Origin of the sequence: Paenibacillus sp. FSL K6-4396, from assembly GCF_038002525.1 — a bacterium.
In the GTDB taxonomy this organism is placed as follows: domain Bacteria; phylum Bacillota; class Bacilli; order Paenibacillales; family Paenibacillaceae; genus Paenibacillus; species Paenibacillus amylolyticus_B.
On sequence record NZ_JBBOCR010000001.1, the window covers coordinates 1584788 to 1606853 of the forward strand.

General features: G+C 46.5%; 25 protein-coding genes, 1 tRNA gene and 1 riboswitch. Of the genes, 21 read left to right on the plus strand and 5 right to left on the minus strand.

Features of this window, described 5'->3' with window-relative positions:
- Position 1 precedes the first annotated feature (1 nt).
- Genes urtB through urtE form a run of 4 tightly spaced genes read left to right on the plus strand, consistent with a single transcriptional unit; the run spans position 2 to position 3465 of the window.
- The gene (gene urtB / locus MHB85_RS06990; protein ID WP_105597714.1) at positions 2 to 907 is read left to right on the plus strand and encodes an urea ABC transporter permease subunit UrtB; all 906 of its coding nucleotides are present in this window, start codon (positions 2 to 4) and stop codon (positions 905 to 907) included.
- Between the two features lie 21 nt (positions 908 to 928).
- A complete protein-coding gene (gene urtC, locus MHB85_RS06995) occupies positions 929 to 2020 on the plus strand; it encodes an urea ABC transporter permease subunit UrtC (protein WP_341072668.1) in 1092 nt (363 codons plus the stop codon).
- On the plus strand, positions 1983 to 2792 hold the full coding sequence (gene urtD / locus MHB85_RS07000) for an urea ABC transporter ATP-binding protein UrtD (RefSeq protein ID WP_341072669.1): 810 nt from the start codon (positions 1983 to 1985) through the stop codon (positions 2790 to 2792). Before urtC ends, urtD begins: the two co-directional genes overlap by 38 nt.
- On the plus strand, positions 2770 to 3465 hold the full coding sequence (gene urtE, locus MHB85_RS07005; RefSeq protein WP_341072670.1) for an urea ABC transporter ATP-binding subunit UrtE: 696 nt from the start codon (positions 2770 to 2772) through the stop codon (positions 3463 to 3465). The genes urtD and urtE overlap by 23 nt, the downstream gene beginning before the upstream one ends.
- A 30-nt stretch (positions 3466 to 3495) precedes the next feature.
- On the opposite strand, the gene MHB85_RS07010 is transcribed toward urtE, so the two are convergent.
- The 3 genes from MHB85_RS07010 to MHB85_RS07020 form a co-directional block, all read right to left on the minus strand.
- A complete protein-coding gene (locus MHB85_RS07010; protein ID WP_105597716.1) occupies positions 3496 to 4131 on the minus strand; it encodes a hypothetical protein in 636 nt (211 codons plus the stop codon).
- A gap of 27 nt (positions 4132 to 4158) precedes the next feature.
- Complete coding sequence (locus MHB85_RS07015) at positions 4159 to 4362, minus strand: hypothetical protein (RefSeq protein WP_017690011.1); 204 nt, start codon at positions 4360 to 4362, stop codon at positions 4159 to 4161.
- Positions 4363 to 4628: 266 nt separating this feature from the next.
- Complete coding sequence (locus MHB85_RS07020; protein WP_181155319.1) at positions 4629 to 5330, minus strand: urease accessory protein UreF; 702 nt, start codon at positions 5328 to 5330, stop codon at positions 4629 to 4631.
- Positions 5331 to 5775: 445 nt separating this feature from the next.
- Between MHB85_RS07020 and MHB85_RS07025 the strand changes: the two genes are divergently transcribed.
- Positions 5776 to 5858 (plus strand) — tRNA-Leu (locus MHB85_RS07025).
- 148 nt (positions 5859 to 6006) lie between these two features.
- On the opposite strand, the gene MHB85_RS07030 is transcribed toward MHB85_RS07025, so the two are convergent.
- Entirely contained in the window at positions 6007 to 6486 is a 480-nt protein-coding gene (locus MHB85_RS07030; RefSeq protein ID WP_091015296.1) for a glutathione peroxidase, read from the minus strand.
- A gap of 371 nt (positions 6487 to 6857) precedes the next feature.
- Positions 6858 to 7033, plus strand: a riboswitch (cyclic di-AMP (ydaO/yuaA leader).
- A gap of 118 nt (positions 7034 to 7151) precedes the next feature.
- Between MHB85_RS07030 and MHB85_RS07035 the strand changes: the two genes are divergently transcribed.
- On the plus strand, positions 7152 to 7547 hold the full coding sequence (locus MHB85_RS07035; RefSeq protein ID WP_017690008.1) for a hypothetical protein: 396 nt from the start codon (positions 7152 to 7154) through the stop codon (positions 7545 to 7547).
- Between the two features lie 127 nt (positions 7548 to 7674).
- Positions 7675 to 8358 carry an HAD family hydrolase gene (locus MHB85_RS07040; protein ID WP_181155320.1) on the plus strand — a complete coding sequence of 228 codons (684 nt, stop codon included), beginning with the start codon at positions 7675 to 7677 and terminating at the stop codon, positions 8356 to 8358.
- A 142-nt stretch (positions 8359 to 8500) separates the two neighbouring features.
- On the opposite strand, the gene MHB85_RS07045 is transcribed toward MHB85_RS07040, so the two are convergent.
- On the minus strand, positions 8501 to 9796 hold the full coding sequence (locus MHB85_RS07045; protein WP_341074204.1) for an Nramp family divalent metal transporter: 1296 nt from the start codon (positions 9794 to 9796) through the stop codon (positions 8501 to 8503).
- 397 nt (positions 9797 to 10193) lie between these two features.
- On the opposite strand from MHB85_RS07045, the gene MHB85_RS07050 reads away from it, so the two are divergent.
- From MHB85_RS07050 to MHB85_RS07115, 14 genes are all read left to right on the plus strand, one after another.
- Positions 10194 to 10613, plus strand: a complete 420-nt coding sequence (locus MHB85_RS07050) for an organic hydroperoxide resistance protein (protein WP_036610819.1) — start codon at positions 10194 to 10196, stop codon at positions 10611 to 10613.
- Between the two features lie 210 nt (positions 10614 to 10823).
- Complete coding sequence (locus MHB85_RS07055) at positions 10824 to 11069, plus strand: zinc ribbon domain-containing protein (protein WP_036610816.1); 246 nt, start codon at positions 10824 to 10826, stop codon at positions 11067 to 11069.
- 99 nt (positions 11070 to 11168) lie between these two features.
- Complete coding sequence (locus MHB85_RS07060) at positions 11169 to 11447, plus strand: hypothetical protein (RefSeq protein ID WP_036610814.1); 279 nt, start codon at positions 11169 to 11171, stop codon at positions 11445 to 11447.
- 190 nt (positions 11448 to 11637) lie between these two features.
- Positions 11638 to 12060 carry a thiol-disulfide oxidoreductase DCC family protein gene (locus MHB85_RS07065; RefSeq protein ID WP_091015293.1) on the plus strand — a complete coding sequence of 141 codons (423 nt, stop codon included), beginning with the start codon at positions 11638 to 11640 and terminating at the stop codon, positions 12058 to 12060.
- Between the two features lie 67 nt (positions 12061 to 12127).
- Positions 12128 to 12991: a DUF6612 family protein gene (locus MHB85_RS07070; protein WP_091015291.1), complete on the plus strand. Its 864-nt coding sequence runs from the start codon at positions 12128 to 12130 to the stop codon at positions 12989 to 12991.
- Between the two features lie 210 nt (positions 12992 to 13201).
- On the plus strand, positions 13202 to 13585 hold the full coding sequence (locus MHB85_RS07075) for a VOC family protein (RefSeq protein WP_017690000.1): 384 nt from the start codon (positions 13202 to 13204) through the stop codon (positions 13583 to 13585).
- A gap of 161 nt (positions 13586 to 13746) precedes the next feature.
- A complete protein-coding gene (locus MHB85_RS07080; protein WP_091015290.1) occupies positions 13747 to 14964 on the plus strand; it encodes a nucleotide-binding protein in 1218 nt (405 codons plus the stop codon).
- Positions 14964 to 16265, plus strand: coding sequence for a CpaF family protein (locus tag MHB85_RS07085; protein ID WP_445739029.1), 1302 nt, complete (start codon positions 14964 to 14966; stop codon positions 16263 to 16265). Before MHB85_RS07080 ends, MHB85_RS07085 begins: the two co-directional genes overlap by 1 nt.
- Before the next feature lie 40 nt (positions 16266 to 16305).
- Positions 16306 to 17049, plus strand: a complete 744-nt coding sequence (locus MHB85_RS07090; protein WP_091016179.1) for a type II secretion system F family protein — start codon at positions 16306 to 16308, stop codon at positions 17047 to 17049.
- 12 nt (positions 17050 to 17061) lie between these two features.
- On the plus strand, positions 17062 to 17931 hold the full coding sequence (locus MHB85_RS07095) for a type II secretion system F family protein (protein WP_091015287.1): 870 nt from the start codon (positions 17062 to 17064) through the stop codon (positions 17929 to 17931).
- Between the two features lie 11 nt (positions 17932 to 17942).
- Entirely contained in the window at positions 17943 to 18131 is a 189-nt protein-coding gene (locus MHB85_RS07100) for a Flp1 family type IVb pilin (protein WP_047842034.1), read from the plus strand.
- The gene (locus tag MHB85_RS07105) at positions 18115 to 18789 is read left to right on the plus strand and encodes a TadE/TadG family type IV pilus assembly protein (protein WP_341072672.1); all 675 of its coding nucleotides are present in this window, start codon (positions 18115 to 18117) and stop codon (positions 18787 to 18789) included. Before MHB85_RS07100 ends, MHB85_RS07105 begins: the two co-directional genes overlap by 17 nt.
- Entirely contained in the window at positions 18770 to 20998 is a 2229-nt protein-coding gene (locus MHB85_RS07110; RefSeq protein WP_341072673.1) for a hypothetical protein, read from the plus strand. Before MHB85_RS07105 ends, MHB85_RS07110 begins: the two co-directional genes overlap by 20 nt.
- 29 nt (positions 20999 to 21027) lie before the next feature.
- Positions 21028 to 22059, plus strand: coding sequence for a pilus assembly protein (locus tag MHB85_RS07115; protein ID WP_445739051.1), 1032 nt, complete (start codon positions 21028 to 21030; stop codon positions 22057 to 22059).
- Positions 22060 to 22066: the final 7 nt, after the last annotated feature.

Consider the following 22066-nt stretch of genomic DNA (forward strand, 5'->3'; position numbering starts at 1 on the left):
GATGGATATGTTTATCCTGCAGATATTCAACGGTCTGAGTATCAGTTCAATTCTGTTGTTAATTGCACTCGGTCTGGCGGTAACGTTTGGGCTGATGAATGTCATCAATATGGCTCACGGTGAACTGATCATGATCGGTGCATATGCAACGTATGTAACACAAAATTTGTTCATGTCCTATGCTCCAGCAGCGTGGTTTGGTGCCTATTTTGTTGTGGCTCTGCCGATTGCGTTCATTGTAGCGGCTCTGATTGGCTGGTTGCTTGAAGTAGTGTTGATCCGGCATCTGTATGGCAGGCCGCTGGACAGTCTGCTTGCGACATGGGGTGTAGGCATGATGCTGCAACAACTGGCCCGTACGATATTCGGAGCACCCAATGTGGGAGTATCCAGTCCGGCTTGGCTCAACGGGGGATTGGCGATCTCGGATGGCATTGTATTTCCATACAAGCGAATTTTCATTATCGCATTAGTTGCGGTTGTGCTGCTGTGTATGTATCTCTATATCTATCGAACATCATCCGGAAGACGAATGAGGGCTGTAATGCAGAATCGGAGCATGGCAGGGTGCCTTGGAATTTCGACTCGGCGGGTGGATGGTATGACCTTTGCCATTGGTTCGGGCATCGCCGGAATTGCTGGTTGTGCATTAACGCTCATTGGTCCAATTGGTCCTTCACTTGGCACGTATTATATTGTGGATGCATTCATGGTAGTTGTTCTGGGTGGCGTTGGGAAATTGGTTGGAACTGTGTGTGGTGCACTGGGAATTGGGATGTTTAACACGCTGTTCGAAACCTATACCTCTGCCTCCATTGGCAAGGTGCTGGTATTTGTATGTATCGTTGCTTTTTTGCAATGGAAACCACGCGGCTTGGTCGCGATGCGCACACGGAGTCTCGATTAATGTGAAAAAGGGGGTTAGTTCATGTCCGCTTTACTCAAGACTGGCAGTCTGAAAATGAGGATTATCTGGGCGGTTGTACTGATCATGATGTGTCTTGCTCCACTAATCTCCACGGAGTTTCGTCTGAGTCTGTTAGCCAAGTTTTTGGCGCTGGCAATCCTGGCCATTGGTCTCGATCTGATCTGGGGATATGGGGGTGTGTTGAGTCTTGGGCATGGAGTGTTCTTCGGTCTGGGTGGGTACGCGATGGCGATGTATCTGAAGCTTCAGGCCAGTGGAGCAACGCTCCCTGACTTCATGGGATGGAGTGGCCTCAGTGGTCTGCCGTGGTTCTGGGAACCGTTTCGCTCTTTCCCGGTGGCGCTGTTATTGGGGATAGTCCTTCCGGCATTACTTGCCTTTGCGCTGGGATGGTTTACGTTCCGTAACCGGATCACCGGTGTTTATTTTACCATCCTGACTCAAGCCTTGGTTCTTATTACGGTAACGCTCTTTGTTGGCAAACAGGAATGGACGGGTGGAACAAATGGCATTACCGGATATAATTCGATCTTTGGTTTTACACTTCATTCGGCTGGAACAACCATTGTTCTCTACTATATAACGCTTGCCGTTCTGGTGATCGCATATGTGCTCTGTCGTCGAATGGTGAACAGTCGTTTCGGCCAAGTGCTCGAAGCTGCGCGGGATGGAGAGAATCGGGTGCGATTCCTCGGATATGATCCGGCAGGATATAAAACGCTGGCTTTTGCTTTTTCCGGTGCGCTTGCAGGCATCGCGGGCATGTTGTTTGTTCTTCAGGTGGGTATTATCTCGCCTTCGATGATGGGGATTGTGCCCTCCATTGAGATGGTCCTGTGGGTTGCGCTGGGTGGTCGCGGTACGCTTATTGGAGCGGTCATCGGAGCGGTGGTGCTGAATGCAGCCAAAACAGGCATAAGTGAGGCTTATCCCGAAGGGTGGCTGTTTGTCATTGGTGGGCTCTTTGTAACGGTAGTTTTGTTCATGCCAAACGGAATTGTAGGTGTGTATCGTCATGTCGTTCGCTTGCTGAAGCGGAGAGGAGAGAGTGCGCATGTCCAAGTCACTCGGGAAAAACCTGAAGTCTACTGAGGAATCAGTGGTGTTGGTAGCCGAGGATATTACGGTCGCCTTTGGTGGGTTCGTTGCGGTCAAAGAAATGAATCTGAAGCTGCATGAACATGACCTGCATTTTCTGATCGGACCCAATGGTGCTGGGAAAACAACGATGCTGGATGTGATATGCGGCAAAACAAAACCCATGTCCGGCTCGGTGAAGATGGCGGATGGCACGGAATTAACACGACTGAAGGAGCACCAGATTGTTCGCAAAGGTGTGGGACGCAAATTCCAGGCGCCATCGATCTTTGCAGGTCTGACGGTGCAGGAGAATCTGACGCTGGCGGCGGAGACTCGCCGTTCCCCTTTGCAAGCCATCGGTATTCGTCGATATGGGAAAATGAGTGCTGCCATGGAGCATGTTACCCTCCAGATTGGTCTGCAAGATCGCGTTGATGCTCGTGCAGGAGCATTATCGCATGGGGAGAAGCAGTGGCTGGAGATCGGCATGCTGCTTCTCCAGGAGCCACGTGTGTTGTTGCTGGACGAACCAGCCGCAGGCATGACGGATGAAGAAACACACAAGACCGGGCGACTTCTGCAAGAGATTGCGCGTGAACGCTCGGTTGTGGTGGTGGAGCATGATATGGAGTTTGTGCGAGAGTTCGCAGCCAAGGTAACGGTGATGCATGAAGGGAAACTGCTGAAGGAAGGTACGATGGTGGAGGTACAGGCAGATCCGAAAGTGGCCGAAGTGTATCTGGGCAAAAGGAGGGATGACCATGCTGTCGCTGCAACGAATTGAATCCGGCTACGGGGAAAGCAATGTGCTTCGTGGTGTGAACCTGGATGTACAGCCTGGACAGGTGGTGTGTCTGATGGGCCGTAACGGTGTAGGGAAAACAACGTTGATGAAAACATTAATGGGGTTGCTCAAAACACGCAAGGGCAGTATTCAGTGGCAAAATCAGGAGTTATCCACTTTGGACACAGCCAAGCGGGCAAGGGCAGGGATCGGTTATGTACCGCAGGGGCGGGAAATTTTCCCGCAGCTTACGGTGAAAGATAACTTATTGCTCGGTCTGGAGACAAGTGCGCCGGGAGTAAAAACGTTCCCGGAGGATGTACTGGCGATGTTTCCAGTGCTTGCGACGATGTATGGACGGCAGGGCGGGGATCTGAGTGGTGGACAGCAGCAACAGTTGGCATTCGCCCGGGCATTGGCTTCGCGTCCGGGGTTGTTGCTACTTGATGAGCCGACAGAAGGCATCCAGCCTTCTATCGTGGAGGACATTCGGCAGGTTATTTTGCAGCTCAAGGCAAAGGGGAACCTCTCGGTTTTGCTGGTAGAGCAGAGTATCGATTTTGTACGAAGTGCCGCAGATTACATCTATATCATGGACAAAGGAACCATAACCCTGCACGGGACACCGCAAGAACTGGATATGTCGCAGTTTGAACATCATCTCTCCGTATAGTTGTAGTTAGTCGGCGAGTGGAGAAAGGTTTCAGGAACGCTTGTCCAGGATATTCGAGTATTTGGGATATAACCGCCGGATGCATTCCGGACAGATGTCATGGGTGAATTCGGCGTGGGTATGCTTCTCCAGATAACTCTCAACGGAGTTCCAATGTTCCTCTTCGTCCTTGATTTGTTTGCAGACGGCGCAAATAGGCAGCAGTCCGCGCAATGTGCGCACTTCAGACAATGCCTTCTTCAATTGGTGTTCTGTCTTTCTCTGTTCGGTAATATCCATGTGTGCAATCAAAGCGAGATCGGTATCCAGAATTGAATTTGCATAAGATAGAGGGGTGAGTTCTACACGAAACCACCTCTTTTCATTGTATACAGTATATACGCAGATGTCATATGTATGATTTCGATTAAAGGGTATTCCGCGTTCTTTCAAATTCTGTGCGACAAGTGCCATGTTAGCGTTCTTGCCCCGTTTTGCCCAGGCTTCCGTCAGATGCAGGTAATGTCTATAACTACTGTGTATATCCGGGTTTGGTGAGCATTGACCAAGTCCCTGTTGCCAGGCACGGTTACAACTTTGGATAATCCAATTGTCATCAACGATGATGAGCTGGTGACGTATGGACTGGAACGACAGCCTCTCCAGATCGGATGTAACATGTCTCATGGATGAGACCCTCCTTTGGCAGAAATCTTATCTCAGTTCATCTGGAATATCCAAAATATCAGCGACCAGGTGCCTGAATCGGGTTGCTTTGCGTGTGCCGTGAATAAGATTGGATAAACGATAGGGTGGGATGCCATGCTGTTCACAAAAGGTCTTCTGGTCCACTTGAAGTTCGGTTAGCCGTCGTTTGATGGCCCATCCGAACGGAGTAACTGGTTTTTTCTTGTTCAAAAGGGTTCACCCCTGGTTAGAATGTAGTATTCAGCCGCCCTTTCATCATGTAGAATATATAGAAATGCGAGCTGTATGTTTCATTATATACGCAAATTCGTCATCTAACAATTAAAAAAGACGGAAAAAAGTGTATTTTGTGATGATAAATGGCGTAAATACGTAAATAAAACAAATAAAATGACAAAAAACACGTCGGCAAGGAGGTTGCCGCGTGTTTTTTAGTTTGTCTGAATGAAGGGGAGCAGGTATGAGGAGGAAGAGGATTAGGCCCTGTAGGCATGAAGTCCAGCTCCAAGCATATGGAAACTGGGGAAAAACGATTTCATGGACATCGAGGTTGGCTGTGCCAGTCCATCCGCAGCCGAGGCGCTGACGGTCTTCCATTCATTCTCCAGATCTGTGGCCAGGCGGACCATCAGATCCTTGGTTGTATCGTTGTTCAGGGGAATGACTTTGGAGGCTTCGGTTATGCAGGCATTCATGGCTGAATGCAGGTAACCAAGGACCGCCTCCTCGACCGGGATGTCGAGGTGGTGGTTAATCCAGGCGTGAACAGTGGAGAGGCAGCCAACCGAATCGTATTTGGCAAAGATCTGTTCGAGCTGGCTGAATTCAATCCAGGGGTGCAGAGCACGTGCAAGTCTGATCAATCGTTTACCCATGGCGGCAGCTTGTTCTCTGAGATCTCCAGGGGTTCGCTGAACATGGACGAGCTTGTCGATTAGAGCTATCCGCCATGTATCTTTGTGATCTGCTGCGGTATAGATGCCTTTGATGGCCATACCTTCAAGACGAACGATGCTGGGATGCAACTGACAACGCATGAATGATTCGAGATCTTCAGCATTACGAATGGTACCCTCCCTGATATGGATATCCATGCCGAAGGAATGGGTGAACCCTCCAACCTGAATAGAGGAATCAAGCAGGTTGACATAATCGAGCAGCTTATTCCCACGGTTCACAATCATTCGCCTCCTGTGTTCGTTAAATGTCACTTATAGTGACATCTATAATCCTTTTTGTTTGCTTTATGTTTATAAATCCGAATTATATGATAGTTATCTTCCCATAAATGTCCGCTTTTTGTCAATGGTATCCGTGAAATTTAATGGATTAAATCTGTTATTTAATATTTGTGTTATTTTATATAACTTTAATGTGTCATTTGTGTGGTGGAGTGCAGGGAGAACTATATAGAAGGAAGGACTATATATAAATGAATCAACAAGATCGGCTCTTACCGAAAAAGAGGAGATCAAATCTAATAATATGCAGTTCATGGGTAAAGATGACGAGATTATGCGATTTTTGATGAAAATGCCTAGCTGAAAAAGTAGTATTAAAAAATACTTTACTTTTAGTTCTGAACCCGGTATAATCAATTCTGTTGCCGATTATTTACGACATGCGGTCGTGGTGGAATGGCAGACACGCTATCTTGAGGGGGTAGTGGGCGTATGCCCGTGGAGGTTCGAGTCCTCTCGACCGCATCATATGAACGATGAAGAAGAAGCTTTCCGTTATTGGAGAGCTTCTTTTTTTGTCTTTTTCGAACAGTATGACATCTGGGTTGAGAAAAAAAGCCATCCATTACCGGGGCAATGGTGCTCTACCTTACGGCTACGGGTGGCCTGTGTATTATTTTTGAAGTAAGTTCTTGATATCTTCTTCAATCTTGTCCGGTGTTGTTTTGGGAGCATAACGTTTCAGTACCTGTCCGTTCTGATCCACAAGGAATTTGGTGAAGTTCCATTTGATTGCTTTGGAACCGAGCAGGCCAGGAGCTTCTGTGCTAAGGTGTTGGAAAAGAGGGTGAGCGCTTGAGCCGTTCACATCAATTTTCTCAAACATTGGGAAGCTTACGCCATAATTCATCTGACAGAACTCGGCAATATCGTCGGAAGATCCTTTTTCCTGTGCAAACTGGTTGCTTGGGAAACCAAGAACTTCAAATGGAGCATCTTGAAACTTGTCTTGCAGTTCTTGCAGACCTTTGAATTGAGGAGTAAGGCCGCATGAGCTTGCCGTATTCACAATCAGGAGCACTTTGTCACGGTAGTCGGACATTTCAACTTCTTGACCGCGAAGGGTATTCACTTTGTAATCGTAGACTGTCATCTAAATCGCCTCCATTTATTTACTCTTATATCTTCTATTATATTGGCTACAATTAAATATTGCAAAACTAATGTGGTGTTAATAGCATCAAAACAGGCAAGTTGTGCAGAATACGTGAATGAATTGCGAAGTGATTTTCGTCAGAGTGAGAATTAGATAGCCTTGAAGAGGTGGATAGAGTATAACCTTATTGTAAGCGTTATTATAAACGAGTATTGGCAAAAATCTGCCGATTTGGTGATCTGTAAGGACTTTACACCGTCATGGCGGGGGTGTATGATTCATAACGTAATTTCAATTTAAACTAAATTGTACTTGAAAAACGAAACAAACGATAATATCGCTCGATCTTACCTTAAGATATACGAACGATGTTTTAATCGCTGAGTTTCCATTCATTGATGAATGGGAAACGGGGGAACCAACGGAATGCGCTGTCCAGGACAGTGGGCATTCATGGGGTGAATTTTCCGGTGACAGCCGGAAATAGGGCGACTCTCGCGCCCGAATCCGTCAGCTAACCTCGTAAGCGTTAAAGGGAGAGGCAACAAGCCGTACGCTGGTTCATGGTGTTTTCGCCATGGGTTATTTAAGAAGCGTTCGGGAGGCCTTGGTCCCCCACGCTTCTTTTTTGTTGTCTTTTCACGCCAAGGGAGGAACGAATGATGGATACTGAGATGATTTTAGTGACTGCTCCAAATGAAGCAGGACGCAAATTTATTAAATTGCTGATGTACAAAAAAATGCCGTTTGCCGTTCTAACCAACAGTGCAGGGGAAGAGCGCAGACTCCGTAGAATCGGAGTAGAACATGTCATTCGCATGAATACAGCTGCAGCTCAAAAATGGTTTTTGCCGCAGGGCAGCGTAGGTAACGTGTTTATTTTCGAGAACAGCCTGAATCTGACCTGTCGTTATTTACAGATCTGCCGTTCATGGACTTCGAAATCCCTGTGCGTGATTACGGAGCAGAGTCATCCTAAGGGCATCTATCGGGGCATGGGCGCAGACCGGATTGTATATTCGCTCAATGGGGAAGTTGGCTTTCTCCTCAATGGTTAATGCCATAGCTTGTGATTGCTCAGGTGTAAGGTGCCTGTTATAATTGAATGTATCGATAAACGGAAGTTTGAGGAGACTCATGCGTGATGGTGAGTCTTCTTTTTTATGCTTACAAGGAGGAATTGGTGTGCCGGATGTAGGTGGATTGAAATGGTTGTTTTTTGATGTTGGAGATACGCTGGTGGATGAATGGGAGCCGGTTGATGATATTATCGGACAGTTCGTCCGTGAAGCTTGTGCTTTGGGGTATCCGGTGACAATTGAGGCGGTACGCGAACTGTTTGCGAACTGTTACCGAAAATATGAGCAATGGCCTATGAGAGTGGCGATTCGCACATTCGTTGAAGACGAGGGACACCAAAAACAGATTCAGGACAAGCTGAAATTTCAAAAAGATCTTGAACATCCTTTTCCTTCAGCGGATTCCGTTCTTCAGCAGTTGTCACGGTATTATCGCATTGGCATTATTGCCAATCAGAGTCCTGGAACGGAAGAGAGACTGGAGAGCTACGGCTTGCGGAAGTATGTTGATGTTCTGGCGTGTTCGGCTGAAGAAGGAGTGTCCAAGCCAGACCCTGAGTTATACGCTGTGGCCTTGAAGCAGGCTGGTTGTGAACCGGAGGAAGCCGTCATGATCGGTGATCGGATTGATAACGACATTATACCTGCTCGGAAGCTGGGCATGCGTACGATTCGAATTATGCAGGGTTACGGAAGATTCCAGCCAGAACTATCGGATGACAAACGTGCGGATTGGACTGTGGATTCATTGGATCAACTCCTGCCGTTACTGATGCCAAATCAGAATTAGATTCAGATGGTTATTTATTGGAGTATGAGTTTTATTATAAAAGGAAACATGTTGCTGTATTGCAACAATAAAGGCTGATCAACTTGGGTATAGAATACCGGAGTTGATCAGCCTTTTTAGGATTTAGTCGATAAGAACGAGATTAGAATAACCGAATCGTCTGAATGATCAGATATACATTCAGCACAACGATAATCGCGGCAATGACCCATGAGATGATTTTGAGCCACAATTTGTTGGCGAATGCACCCATACTTTTTTTATCACTTGTGAACAACACCAGGGGAATCACAGCAAAGGGCAGTTGAAGCGACAGCACGACCTGGCTCAAAATGAGCAGTTCTTCTGTGCCATGTTCTCCTGCAATGGCTGTCACAATTACCGCCGGGATGATGGCGATCAGACGTGTGACCAGTCTGCGCAGCCAAGCCGGAATTCGAATGTTCAGGAAACCTTCCATAACGATCTGCCCAGCGAGTGTACCTGTAAGGGTAGAGTTCTGACCTGATGCTAGCAGCGCCACACCGAACAGAATACTTGCAACCGTAGTACCCAATAGAGGTGTCAGCAGATGATAGGCATCTGCGATCTCGGCAACCTGCGTCATACCAGCACTGTGGAATACAGCAGCAGATACAATCAGGATGGCCGCATTGATGAACAGGGCCAGTGTCAACGCGATTGTAGAATCCATGGTCGAGTACCGAATAGCTTCTTTTTTGCCCTGTGCGGTCTGTTCGATCTGACGGGTCTGCACAATGGAAGAATGCAGATACAGATTATGCGGCATCACAGTTGCTCCAATAATACCAATAGCGATATAGAGCATGGCCGGGTTTTGCAAAATCTCAACATTTGGTACAAAACCATGGAGAACACCGCCCATATCGGGTTTCGCCAGGAAGAGGTCAATCCCGAAGCAGAGGGCAATGGTCGCCATTAGCACAATGACGAGTGTTTCCAAAGCGCGGAAACCTTTGTTTTGCAGTACAAGAATCAGGAGTACATCAACTGCGGTGATAATAACGCCATATAACATGGGGATGTTAAATAACAGCTTTAATGCGATAGCAGAACCTATGACCTCAGCCAGATCGGTAGCTGCAATGGCGAGTTCACACAGAATCCATAACATCACGACAACAGGCATGCTGAATCGTTCACGACAGGCTTGAGCCAGATCCCGTCCAGTGACGATACCGAGTTTGCCAGCCAGCGACTGAAGGACAACGGCCATCAGGTTCGATAACAGGATAACGGATAACAAGGTGTACCCGAACTGCGAGCCGCCTGCGATATCTGTTGCCCAGTTCCCGGGGTCCATGTAACCTACGGCAACGAGGTATCCTGGGCCTACAAAGGCGAGAAATTTCTTCCACCATGACGCATTCTGCGGAACTTTCATGGAACTATGTGCTTCTCCAAGGGAAGGGGCCATGCCCGCAGTAGACAATGATTCTCTTGAAGGAGCGTTGAACGGATTTTTTTTACTCATACGATAATCACCTGACTTTGAATTATTGATTTGGAAATATTGTTGCGGAAAAATCGCTTATGATATATCTAAATTTTTATGTTTATTGTTACATTGTACTCCTTCAAATATTTTTGTCTAGTGCAACTTTTATGTATTAACACAAAATTTTCGGTTCTAATTTGAAGACCCCCTTCGTATATTACCCAACCTTAGGAAAATACAGCCATGGCGTTGAAATGCATGAAAATAATAAAGTTGTAAAAGCTGATAAAGATACAAAATTGCGTTTCAAAATGAGCCAGAAGTTTAAATTGAAAGGAAGGCAGTAAAAACTATATGGATAAGGGAGAGATTCTTAATGGAAGCTTTATATACAGCAGTAGCGACAGTTAAAGGTGGACGTACAGGTTCTGTGACTTCTTCGGATGGCGTGCTTAAGCATGATCTGAAAATGCCAAAAGAGCTTGGTGGCTCCGGTGGTGAAGGTACTAACCCTGAGCAGCTTTTTGCCGCAGGATATGGAGCATGTTATGAAAGTGCCCTTGCCAATGTAGCACGCAAAGCAGGTGTGAAATTGGAGGATGTGGTCGTTACAAGTAACGTATCTATTGGTAAAGACCCTGCGGATGACGGTTTCCAGCTATCTGTTCGTCTGGACGTTAGCATGCCTGGTGTAGATCACAGTCAAGCAGAGGAACTGGCCCGCAAGGCGCATGATTTCTGTCCATATTCCAAAGCAACACGTGGCAACATTGATGTTGTTTTAAACGTAGTCTAAGATTTGACTCCCGGCAAGTAAAGGGAACATATAGAGCAGGGTATCCCAGATACCTGATGTTCGACTACAAAGCCCTGCTGGCAATCGGCAGGGTTTTGTGTTGATTATAATATATGGACATGATGCAGGAGATTAGATGCCAGATCGCGTACTATTTTACATAATTGCACTCCCACTTCATGCTACATATTCCATAAAGGGGGAACGAAGATGAGTATTGAAGAGATGATCGAGCGGCGATTTGTGTGTACAAAATGCAGGGGCACGGATTGTAACATTAAGGAAGTTTCCATGTCAGGAGCAGGCCTGAGCAAGATGTTCGATATCCAGCATAACCACTACCTGTTCGTGGCTTGTGCTTCCTGCGGGTATGTTGAAGTATTTGATCCGGATGTCTTGAAAGGGAAAAAACAGGGGCAGGTTGGGACTATTCTGGATATTCTGTTTGGCGGGTAGACATGCGCGAGTTGACATTGAACTGAAATTTCTTTAATATAACTTAGTACTGAGTAGTGTCATTGCATGAACCAAATTTGAATTAAACAGGTGATATCCATGTCTTATAGACCGCGTATTGCAGATTTAGAATTAGCTTATGGTAACAAGGAAGACGGATTGTATGAATTCAAAATGAATTTGGTAGACGGTACAAAATGCCGTGTATTCTACACCCGTTCCCCGGAATGGAAGATGACCAATATCAGCCGTCTGCAGAAAACCCCTTGTCCAGTATGTCGCAAAGATTTCATTTGCAAATGTATGGACCAGTGGGCAAGTGACCTGCATCAACAGATGATCGATGACCAATGGATGGAAAAGGCAGTTACGGAGTAATTGTCGGACAGATACGAGCGTGGGCACAATGCCTGCGCTCTTTTTCTTTTACTTCCTATTAATGCTTGTTCAAAAAGAGCGGTTTTCAGTCTTTTTGAACTACCTCTAGAAGAAATAAATTTAGAATAAGTGAACAAGAAGGCCCAGATTGGGTAAGTTACTCTAACCGCAACAATAGGAGGCAGCCAATATGACAGCAAATCAAACAGATGTGCATCAGGGACATCCGATCGTACTGGTGGATGGTGTCTGTCACTTCTGCCAAGGCTTAACCAAATGGATTATCAAGCGTGACCCGGAAGGGAAATATCATTTTGCATCGCTTCAATCGGATATAGCCAAGGAACTGCTGGCGAAGGGCAATTTGTCGACAGACAGTATGGATACCTTTGTGCTGATTGAAAATGGAAAATACTATACACGTTCAACCGCCGCACTGCGATTGGCTAAGGGTCTGAAGTTTCCTTATCCGTTGTTATATGTGTTCATCATCATACCGAAATTTATTCGTAATGCAGTCTATAACTGGGTTGCTCGCAACCGTTATCGCTGGTTTGGCAAGGATGAAGCGTGCATGTTGCCTACACCGGAGATCAAAGATCGATTTTTGTGAGTGTGATTAATAACGGGAATAATTGGGTAATGACTACAGATCATATCTATTTTGGGAGGACAACAACTTGAAGAAGTGGACTACATTATTTATCGGGGCATTATTAGCAGTGAGCTTGGCAGCATGCGGTAACGATACAGATAATACGGCAACGCCGCCAGCGACTAACAACGAAACATCCAACGAGGGCAATACACCTGCAGAGCAGGCAACAAAGATCCCTACCTTGGATGAATTGATTACCAAAACGAATGAAGCAACCAAAGAAATGAAAAGCTTCACAACTGAAGCAAACATTGATCAGAATCTGAAACTGGATGCTGGTGAACAGTCCCAGGATCAACAGGTTAAAACATCGCTCAAGATGGATATCATCAAAGATCCAATGATGATCTATCAAGAGATGAAAATGGAAATGTCGGGACAGGAAGCTCAGAACGTGAAGCAGTATATCACTTCGGATAAAATCTACTCTCAAGTTGGGGATCAATGGGTTGCGATTCCTGAAGCTCAAACCAAGGAACTGATTGAGCAGATGAAAGCAAGCATGAATCCCGAAGGTGAATTGGAGCAATTCAAAAAGATTGAAGAAGATACTGAAGTGACCGAAGAAGGCGACAATTATGTGATTAACGCTGACGTATCCGGTGATAATGTGAAGGAACTGGCCAAAGCCGTGATGGAGCAGAACGGATCGGATGCCCAGATGCAAGCCATGCTTGATCAGATGAATATTACCAGCATGAAGATGAAGTATATGATCAACAAAGAAACCTACCTGCCTGCAAGTACGGACGTAACCATGGTCATGGAGATGGAACAGAATGGACAGAAAATGACGATGGACATGAAGATGAACAGTACATTTTCTAACCAGGATAAAGTGGAAGAGATCAAGATTCCACAAGAAGCATTGGATAGCGCTAAATAATTTGGTTATGCCAAGTGATATGTTGAAGATGAATTCAATTCTCTAAGCGAGCATCAATGCATATCGTTTGCAGCACCTCTGAACTGGATCTGTGTGAGCCGTGAGGCTTGGCGGATCAGAGTCAGGGGTGTTTTCTTTTTAGCGGAGATTATGGTCAGGGTTCAAGGTGTTATAGTATAGTCATGTATAATTAGAGAGGGGATATACAAGATGATTGAATACGCACACATCCACCATGTTAGTTTGGCTGTACGTGATCTGGAAATCGCGAAGAAATTCTATTCGGGGTTACTGGGAATGCAGGAGATTGAACGTCCGCCTTTCCGCTCCACAGGTACATGGTATGCCATCGGTAGCCAGCAGCTTCATCTGTTACAGCACCCGGAGGGTCACACGTTACGTGAGGCTGGGATTGACACAACAGACGGCCACTTTGCAATCTGGGTCACCAGTTATTCAGGGACTATAGCTTGGTTGGAGCAGCAGGGAATTGAGTATGAAGCGAGACCTGACAGTGTAGCGGGATTCGCACAGATTTTTGTACTTGATCCGGACCGTAACATTATTGAGTTCGATTCACCTTACAACTCGTAAGGGAAAAAGGGTTAGAATAAATCCCTTGCTCCCCCAGAAATTGTATGTTATATTATCCATACATTCATAGCACGTGACGGAAGCACCGTCCATATACTGCATAGTCATGCGGTTATTGGACGGTGTTTTTTTGTGCTTTTTGACAGGGAGGGAAGGGGAATTTGATTGTACTGAAGGTTGTTCTGGTTTCAAAGGATAGAGATTACATTAGCGCCTGGCTTGATTATGTACAGGGAAATTCGTCTGGTCTCCATGTGCGTTTCACGGCATTCTCCCAAGGAGATTCATTCAAGGATCACATGAATGAGCAAGAAGGTCGAGAATTACCGGATCTGGTTATTGCGGAACCGGAGTTTCTGAATGACTGGCTGAATAACGGGGGAGAAGTATCGGGTGTACCTTGGCTAATGCTTAGTGAAGGGTTGGAAGAGGTAGATGAGGCCAAACGGCTGATGAAATATCAATCCTTGCCTGCTTTGCTGGATGCTGTGATGCATGCTTGCCGGCAGCCACGCCGTAAGAAGGTTCACCATCCGGGGCAAGAGACTCTCTCCATCGGTGTAGTATCCGCTTCGGGTGGAAGTGGCAAAACGGCAGTGGCCCTGCATATGGCGAAGCAATTGGGACTTGCAGGATATGCTGTTCTCTATCTGAATTTGGAGACACTGGACAGTACGCACCCGTTTCTGGAAAAGGGACTAACAAGAAGTGGGCAACGTCACCCGGATGCGGAGACGGGATTGTCACGCCTGTTATACGATCTGAAGGTAGGAAGAAAGGAATCCGGCAAGCAGTTACAGGTGCAATCGAAGGGCGTAGATGGATATGTGGTCCGGCATGAAGCGCTGAAATCCGATGTGTTCTGGCCATTATCGAATCGGAAAGAACTGTTACAAATGACTCGTGAGGATACGTCGAATCTGCTTCGTTATTTAACGGATTGTGGACAGTATGACGTGTTGATTCTGGATGGGGATTCCGGTTGGGATGGGCGCAGTGAAGGGGTGCTGGATGCAGCAGATGCATTTGTCTGGTTGGTTGAGGATGATATATCTGCCATGCATCGATGGGGGCAATGGTTGCAGCATGCTGAACGAACGAAGCCAGATTTGTACGAAAGTATGCTGGAGCGTGCACGCTTTGTGGTTAACAAATATCGGGACAATGTCGTCAATGCACTCCCACGCCCTGATCTGCATCTGGATGCAGTGTTGCCCTACATCCCTTCTTGGAAACAACTCAGTCAGGAGGAAGTCATGCTCAGTTCTCCGATCTTCCAACGTGAAGTGAAGAGATTATGTGCCATGCTGGTACAAGATGGCGAAGAAGAATTGAAGCAGACGGGACGAATTCAGAAGCAGGATCGGTGGGCACTATGATGGATTCATCCAATAGATTACTGGATCGTGAAGAACAGTTTCAGATGATGCGCAGGGAAGTCAGGGCTGGCCTCGATTTAACCTCTTCCGCAGGAGATGATGAACTGTGGCAGGGGATAGAACGCAAAGTTCTGTCTGACCCGAAGCTGGATGATCTGACCTCAGGAGAGCGTCACACGCTGGTACAGCGATTGTTTGACTCCTTTCGTGGGTTGGATATTTTGCAGCCACTTGTGGATCATCCCGATATTACGGAGATTATGATCAATAGTCACAAGGAGATTTTTGTGGAGCAGGAAGGTGAAGTCAGCCAGATCACCCTTGAATTTGAGTCCAGGGAACGGCTCGAGGATATTATCCAGATGATTGTGTCCGGGGTAAACCGGATTGTGAATGAGTCTTCTCCAATCGTAGATGCCCGTTTAAAGGATGGTTCGCGGGTCAATATCGTGTTGCCCCCTATTGCCTTGAAAGGTCCCACGATGACGATTCGTAAATTCCCCAGTGAACCGATGAAGATGTCCGATCTGATTGAAAAGGGAGCCCTGCATGAAGAAGCGGCAGAATTATTGCAGCAGTTGGTACGGAGCAAATACAACATCTTCATTGGAGGCGGGACCGGATCGGGAAAAACGACCTTTCTGAACGCATTATCCCAGTTTATCCCTTCCGATGAGCGGATTATTACCATTGAGGATTCGGCTGAGCTACAGATAGTTACGGTACCAAATCTGGTATCACTGGAAACGCGAAATGCCAACACCGAAGGCAAGGGACAGATATCTATTCGGGATCTGATCAAATCTTCCTTACGGATGCGTCCGAACCGGATTGTGATTGGTGAGGTAAGGGGCGCAGAAGCGCTGGATATGTTGCAGGCCATGAACACTGGCCATGATGGATCTTTGTCTACAGGGCATGCGAATACCATCTCGGACATGATTAGCAGACTCGAAACGATGGTGCTCAGTGGTGCAGATCTTCCCATTGCGGTTGTAAGGCAGCAGATTAGTTCAGCAATCGATATTTTCGTACATCTATCTCGGCTGCGAGACCGCTCACGGCGGGTGACAGAGATTAGTGAAGTGATTGGCATGCAGAACGGTGAGGTTTTGCTGAATCCACTGTTTCGTTTCCAGGAACAAGAAGAGCGTGAAGGCAAAATTATTGGTGGGTTAGTACAGGTTGGGAAGTTGAATCAGGTGGATAAAATTCAGATGGCTGGGCTCGGGGAATGGCTGAATGGATACATAGAACAATATAGTGTTGGAATATATTCATCAGATAACAACGTGAATTAAAGTCATTGGAAGGTGATTATTGTTGGGTGAAGCCAGACAGATGTTGACGGATTACACCGTATATACGCTTTCCCGGAGACAACGAATGGTCTGTATGCTGATTAGTGGTCTGCTGTTTTTTGGCATCGGAATTCTGTTCTATCATCACTGGTTGGCTGGAGCGATCCTCGCTGCGGGTTGCATATGGGTGCCAAAACATTGGACTAAAGTGCTGTTGGAACGAAAAAGAATGACACTCAGTTTACATTTTAAGCAAGCATTATATGCATTATCTTCGGCGCTAGCCGCAGGAAAATCGGTGGAAAATGGATTCAAGGAATCCGTGGAAGATCTGCGGATGTTGAACCCGGAAGCGGATACCGATCTGATTCGTGAGTTCACGATATTGCGGACACGGATGGAGTATGGACAACCAATCGAAGAGGCGCTACAGGATTTTTCGGATCGGGCGCAGATTGAAGATATTACGAATTTTGCAGATGTGTTCATTACGTGCAAACGAACTGGCGGGGATCTGGTTGAGGTTGTGCGTCGTACCTCTGCGGTGATTGGTGAGAAGCTGGATATTCAGCAGGATATTATGGTCGCGGTATCGCAGAAAAAGTTTGAATCAAAGGTGATGTTTGCCGCTCCATTTATTTTTCTGATATTCCTCAATCTGACCGCCAAGGATTTTATGGAGCCGTTATATAGCGGGATGGGGTACCTCATCTCTAGTGGTGCATTGGCAGTACTCGCCTGCTGTTATCTGTGGATTAATCGCATTATGGATATCAAAGTATAAGGAGCTGAAACGATGCTGCTTCCCGTTATAATCGCAGGGATGCTCGGAGCGGGATGGCTGGTGCTGGATCGAACCCGGGGACAGACCTACCGGCATTTGCGCAAGCTGGATATGGAAGGATTACGACTGAAAAAATTGCATGGCCCCTTCCTGTTTATATTGGACAAGTTTGAGATTGGACGCAGATTGCCAGTACTCATGTTTCGGATGCAACATGCCATTCAGAAAATGTATGGCATACAGCACAGTGGAGAGAAAACGATGCTCTATTGCGCTGAAATGTTGACCTATACATGGCTCATGTTGCTGGTTGGCTGCCTGTTATCACTCGTTGGAGATATGGGCATCGGAGGTATGATGGGTGGGCTCGCGCTCGGTGCAGTGTTGCCTTTTGCGCTCTACAAAGATCTCAATACAAAGGTGCAGCGAAGAGACCAGGATATTCTTATGGAACTGCCTGAGCTGCTGAACCGAATTGTACTGCTGGTTGGCGCAGGGGAGACCGTGCAACGCGCTATCGTTCACTGTGTGACAAGCCAGGGGGAACGGAATCATCCGTTGTACAACGAACTTAGAAAGACGGTGGGAGATTGGAATAATGGTTACTCGTTTCAACAATCATTTGAACAGTTCAGCCGCCGCTGCGGTGTACAGGAAGTAACGATTTTTACGACAACGGTGCTGCTGAATTTCCGGCGTGGGGGAGGTGACTTTGTATTGGCGCTGCGGGATCTGTCACATGTGTTGTGGGAGAAACGCAAGGCTGTCAGTCGGGCGAAGGGAGAACAGGCTTCTTCCAAATTGGTGTTTCCGATGGTACTGATCTTTTTTACGATTGTGGTCATGATCGGGGCACCTGCTTTTATGATGATGAATATGTAGGAGGAATTGGGATGATGGAAGTATTGAAGAACAAGGTAAACGCATTTTGGAAGGAAGAGGACGGGCTCGGCACATTGGAGCTGATTCTGATTATCGGAGTTATTATCATTATTGCTTTGATTTTCAAGGACCAAATTAAAAAATTGGTAGAAAGACTGTTAACTAATGTGAGTAATAAAAGTAATGAATTCTTCGAATAACAAGTTCAAAAAGGAAGAAGGGAGCTTCACGGTTGAAGCCTCCCTGATCTTCCCTGTTGTGCTGTTTATTCTTGTGTTGTTACTCTTCTTTACCATGTACATGTATCAAAAGACATTCCTGAATCAACATGCTTATGAAGCTTCCGAACGTGCAGCCTATAGCTGGGACAACAGCCACAAGCAGGCGATGACAGGTGAATATGTTGCTGGAGAACATGACAATCTGTACTGGCGACTGACGGACGATCGTATGCTTGGAGCGCTGTTTGGCTGGGCGGGAGCGGATAATCAGGTTAGCGTTTCTATACCTGCTGGTGAAGGCGGCAATCTCTCGGAACAGAAATTAGCACAAGCGGTGCAACATATGCCCTCAGCTATGAAAGGAACGATTGAGTATCAGAATTCTCTGATTCAGCGGAAAGTAACAACCAAGCTGGAACAAGTAATTTCTTTGCCTCTTCCTTCTTTTTTGTTCGATTCAGGTAACCGTGTACTGACCCAGGGATCGTCTGCAGTTGTTGAACCGGTTGAATTCATTCGAACTGTAGATTTAATCCGGTATTACGCAGCCAAGTTTAAAGGAAAAGGCGGTGCGGGGACCACTACAGCGGCAGAAGCCGGACAGGTTGTGCAGCATTTTGGCAAAAGCAAAAAGTGAGAAAAGGAGGAGGGCGGAACTGTTTAGAAAAAAAGACGGTGAATTGGGAGCCGTAACCCTTTTTTTAATATTAATATTGGCCGGAGTTTATATGTTTGTCGCTATATTTATTGATTACGCTCGTATAGCGGCATTCAAGGTGCAGACCGAACGCATGACACATGCTGCGATGAGATCCGTCATGTCAGCCTATGACACATCACTCCGAGAGTATGGTTTATTCGGGTATGGTGACAGCAGTGGGGATGCGATTATGGCTAAAGTGTTGAATGATAGTGTGAAGCCTTCATCTGTAAAAGATGGATTCCCCATTCTGGATATCCAGTGGGATACAACTTCGCTGAGCATGGAGCGTGAACTGGGCAGATACGATATATTTAATCGCCAGATTCAGGAGGATATGAAGTATCGGGCTCCGGTTGATTTTACCCTTGAAGTGATCAATCGGTTCAAACCGATATCAGACGAGATGAAGGAAGCCGCGCACACGGTAGACTTGCTGAAAAAATTACAGAAGTTATATGACAAACGTGAAGAACTACTGGACGAAGCCATTGCCAATCAGACGGAATCCGCGGAGAAGCTGAAGAATCTTCCAAAGTTAATCATGGACCCGCCTTCACAAGCTATTTATGAAGAAATGTTGGAAGAAACACCAGAGACAGCTACCGAGGCAGCAGCACGTTATGCAGATTATCTTAACAAGAAACAGGCAGATGAGGGACTGCCGTTCAGAGAGCAACAATACATATTGGAACTGGCTCGTTATCGGACGGGTGTTGGTAATGTGGTGACAGGCATCAGCATGATTATACAACCGGCGTTACAGGCCCATCAAACGAAGCTGGAGGAAGCACAGTCCAAAATCGAAGAAGCACGTAAGATCAATGAGGAAATGAAACGTGTGATCGCGGAGGGGGAGAACCGTTCGCAGAATGCCAGTTACGACAACGTAGGCAACTCGGATCTGCCTGGAACGAGTCCTGCATCTACTGGATTAGGCAGTGAAGCTAAAAGCACACGTTCCCTCGCCTCGGAGCTTGTGAGGGCGGATAGCCTATTTGATCAGTTGAAAGCACGTGTGGTTTCACAGAATTCGGACTTCTCTAACGTCAGAAGAGACAACATGGAGTTGAATAATCAGCTTCGCAGCGTTACGGGAATGAGTGGAGTTCCAATTAAACCGGCGGTCAGACAGGCAAGTCAGGTTACAGAACGATATATGGACACCTATGTGCGTAGCGGTCCTGCTAATCTCATCCTGCAAAGTAAACAGCAGCTGGAGGGTGGTCGTGGGTCGGATGCTGAGCGCAAAGCGAATGATAAGGAATCCAAAGGGAAATTGAAGGAAGTTAAACGAATCTTGTCGCAGATTCAGAATGGAAGTGCTGGTTCCATGGACGCTTTCAAACAGCTTGAGGAGTATTACAACGCTAACATTGCGTTTAACGAGGCTAGTCGTGAGGAAGCCAAAAAGGCAGAGATTGCTGGTGATCCCTATGACTCTGGTGGCGATGCCATGAAGGGAATGGACAGTTTGTTTGGCGGGATGTCCGGTCTGCTGGACAGTCTTGGCGACGAATTATTTCAGAATGAATATGCTTTAGCCTATTTCAATTCCATGGATTTTGGTCAGTTATTTACCTGGACTGAAGGAGGTGGAGATGCGGGTGATGTTTTCAAATTGGAGAATCAGGAACTGGAGTATATCGTATACGGGTTTCATAATCCATCGGGTAACATCGCTGCGGCATATACGGAAATCTTCGGGATGCGCCTCGCTATTCGGACGGCCGAAGGGTTAATTGAGCACAGCAAGCTTGGGAACCCACTGCTGGTATTATCGGCGGCAATCTTATACGGGATTACAAACGCCATCGCGGATATGGTGAAACTAGCAAAAGAGGGCAGTGTGGAATTGTCCAAGTATATCAAAGTCAAACTGACGTACAGGGACCATCTCCGATTGTTTCTATTGATGCACAGTAACAATGAACGCAAAATGTCCAGAATGCTGGCGCTAATTCGATTGAATACGGGTGTGAATCCGGATGAGAAACAGACATACGCTTCGGGTAACATGCGTAGTAGCATCAAGCTGTGGTTTTTACCAGGGGTGGTTAGAAGCATAGGTGCAGTTATGGGTAGTGCGGATCAGGTTGAAGATGGGCGATTTTTCATTGAGCGGAAGGCGGATTATTCCTATTGAATGATCAGGATCGTTTCGGTGGAGGGATTATGGACAAGCAGCAACATTATGAAAAAGAAAGCGCACAAATGCAGACCCGTTTAATAAGAATAATCAGATTGCAGCGTTTGAAGTCTCTCAAAAAGCAGATATGTTCTCCGAAAAAGGAACAGGGCAGTATGGTTCTGGAAGCTTCACTGGTGTTACCTGTCTTTCTGTTCTTTATCATGTTTCTCATCTTCATAGTGCAGATGACTCTAATCTCCACAGCGTTACAAAGCACAGCGGGTGAAGCGGTGAAGCAGTTATCAACGAAAATATATCCCGTTTCCCTTGCATTCACACCTTCTGATTCTGCCGGAGGAGAAGGTTCTGGAGGGGGTTGGAAGATACCAGAGTTATCTCTGACGGAATGGGCAGAAGGTTATGCTTCTTCTCTACCCGAGCCATTAAGTGATTGGGTACGTTCAGCGGCGGCCAGTGGTGAACAGCCACTACAGGAGATCGAGACATCCGTCTTGGAAACCGTACTTGATCCCACGGTAAAACCGCTGCTTCAACCATTTATCGAGCCAACGCTGCTGAATATGGAACGTGTTCATGTGAATGGTATTTCGATACCTGATCTCAAAAACAAAACAAATCCATATTTCCGACTTGAACTGAGTTATGAATTGCCTGTAAAAGTCCCCTTTCTCAGTAAACCGCTTCGGATTCAGGCTGCTGCGGCAGAACGGGTATGGATTGGAGATACCGGAGAAGGATCGGATGGCAGCGCAGGAGACGGGGATACTGCGGGTTCAGCAACGGTACTGTCGAAGCCTGACCCGGCTTACATAGGCAACAATGCAACGATCAAGGTGAAGGTAGAACCAGGAGCGACAGCCAACTTAACGATATTTTACAAGTCAGGTGAAAGTTCTGCGAAGCACATCGGCTGGGCGAGCGCAGATGAGAATGGAATTATTGAATGGAACTGGTTTGTTGGTACTCGGACAACAGAAGGAACATGGAGTTTTGTCGTTGAGACAGGAGACGGTGCCAAGACGGAGACTACGTTTAATGTGGCCTCCAAGAAATAAGGAAGGG

Coding starts and splice junctions, on each gene's coding strand:
- urtB (WP_105597714.1), top strand. CDS start 2: ATGGATATGTTTATCCTGCAGATATTCAACGGTCTGAGTATCAGTTCA.
- MHB85_RS07065 (WP_091015293.1), top strand. CDS start 11,638: ATGACAGCAAATCAAACAGATGTGCATCAGGGACATCCGATCGTACTG.
- urtD (WP_341072669.1), top strand. CDS start 1,983: ATGTCCAAGTCACTCGGGAAAAACCTGAAGTCTACTGAGGAATCAGTG.
- urtC (WP_341072668.1), top strand. CDS start 929: ATGTCCGCTTTACTCAAGACTGGCAGTCTGAAAATGAGGATTATCTGG.
- MHB85_RS07010 (WP_105597716.1), bottom strand. CDS start 4,131: ATGAGACATGTTACATCCGATCTGGAGAGGCTGTCGTTCCAGTCCATA.
- MHB85_RS07030 (WP_091015296.1), bottom strand. CDS start 6,486: ATGACAGTCTACGATTACAAAGTGAATACCCTTCGCGGTCAAGAAGTT.
- MHB85_RS07035 (WP_017690008.1), top strand. CDS start 7,152: ATGGATACTGAGATGATTTTAGTGACTGCTCCAAATGAAGCAGGACGC.
- MHB85_RS07090 (WP_091016179.1), top strand. CDS start 16,306: ATGTTGACGGATTACACCGTATATACGCTTTCCCGGAGACAACGAATG.
- MHB85_RS07085 (WP_445739029.1), top strand. CDS start 14,964: ATGGATTCATCCAATAGATTACTGGATCGTGAAGAACAGTTTCAGATG.
- MHB85_RS07045 (WP_341074204.1), bottom strand. CDS start 9,796: ATGGCCCCTTCCCTTGGAGAAGCACATAGTTCCATGAAAGTTCCGCAG.
- MHB85_RS07060 (WP_036610814.1), top strand. CDS start 11,169: ATGTCTTATAGACCGCGTATTGCAGATTTAGAATTAGCTTATGGTAAC.
- MHB85_RS07115 (WP_445739051.1), top strand. CDS start 21,028: ATGGACAAGCAGCAACATTATGAAAAAGAAAGCGCACAAATGCAGACC.
- MHB85_RS07105 (WP_341072672.1), top strand. CDS start 18,115: ATGAATTCTTCGAATAACAAGTTCAAAAAGGAAGAAGGGAGCTTCACG.
- urtE (WP_341072670.1), top strand. CDS start 2,770: ATGCTGTCGCTGCAACGAATTGAATCCGGCTACGGGGAAAGCAATGTG.
- MHB85_RS07100 (WP_047842034.1), top strand. CDS start 17,943: ATGATGGAAGTATTGAAGAACAAGGTAAACGCATTTTGGAAGGAAGAG.
- MHB85_RS07055 (WP_036610816.1), top strand. CDS start 10,824: ATGAGTATTGAAGAGATGATCGAGCGGCGATTTGTGTGTACAAAATGC.
- MHB85_RS07050 (WP_036610819.1), top strand. CDS start 10,194: ATGGAAGCTTTATATACAGCAGTAGCGACAGTTAAAGGTGGACGTACA.
- MHB85_RS07075 (WP_017690000.1), top strand. CDS start 13,202: ATGATTGAATACGCACACATCCACCATGTTAGTTTGGCTGTACGTGAT.
- MHB85_RS07095 (WP_091015287.1), top strand. CDS start 17,062: ATGCTGCTTCCCGTTATAATCGCAGGGATGCTCGGAGCGGGATGGCTG.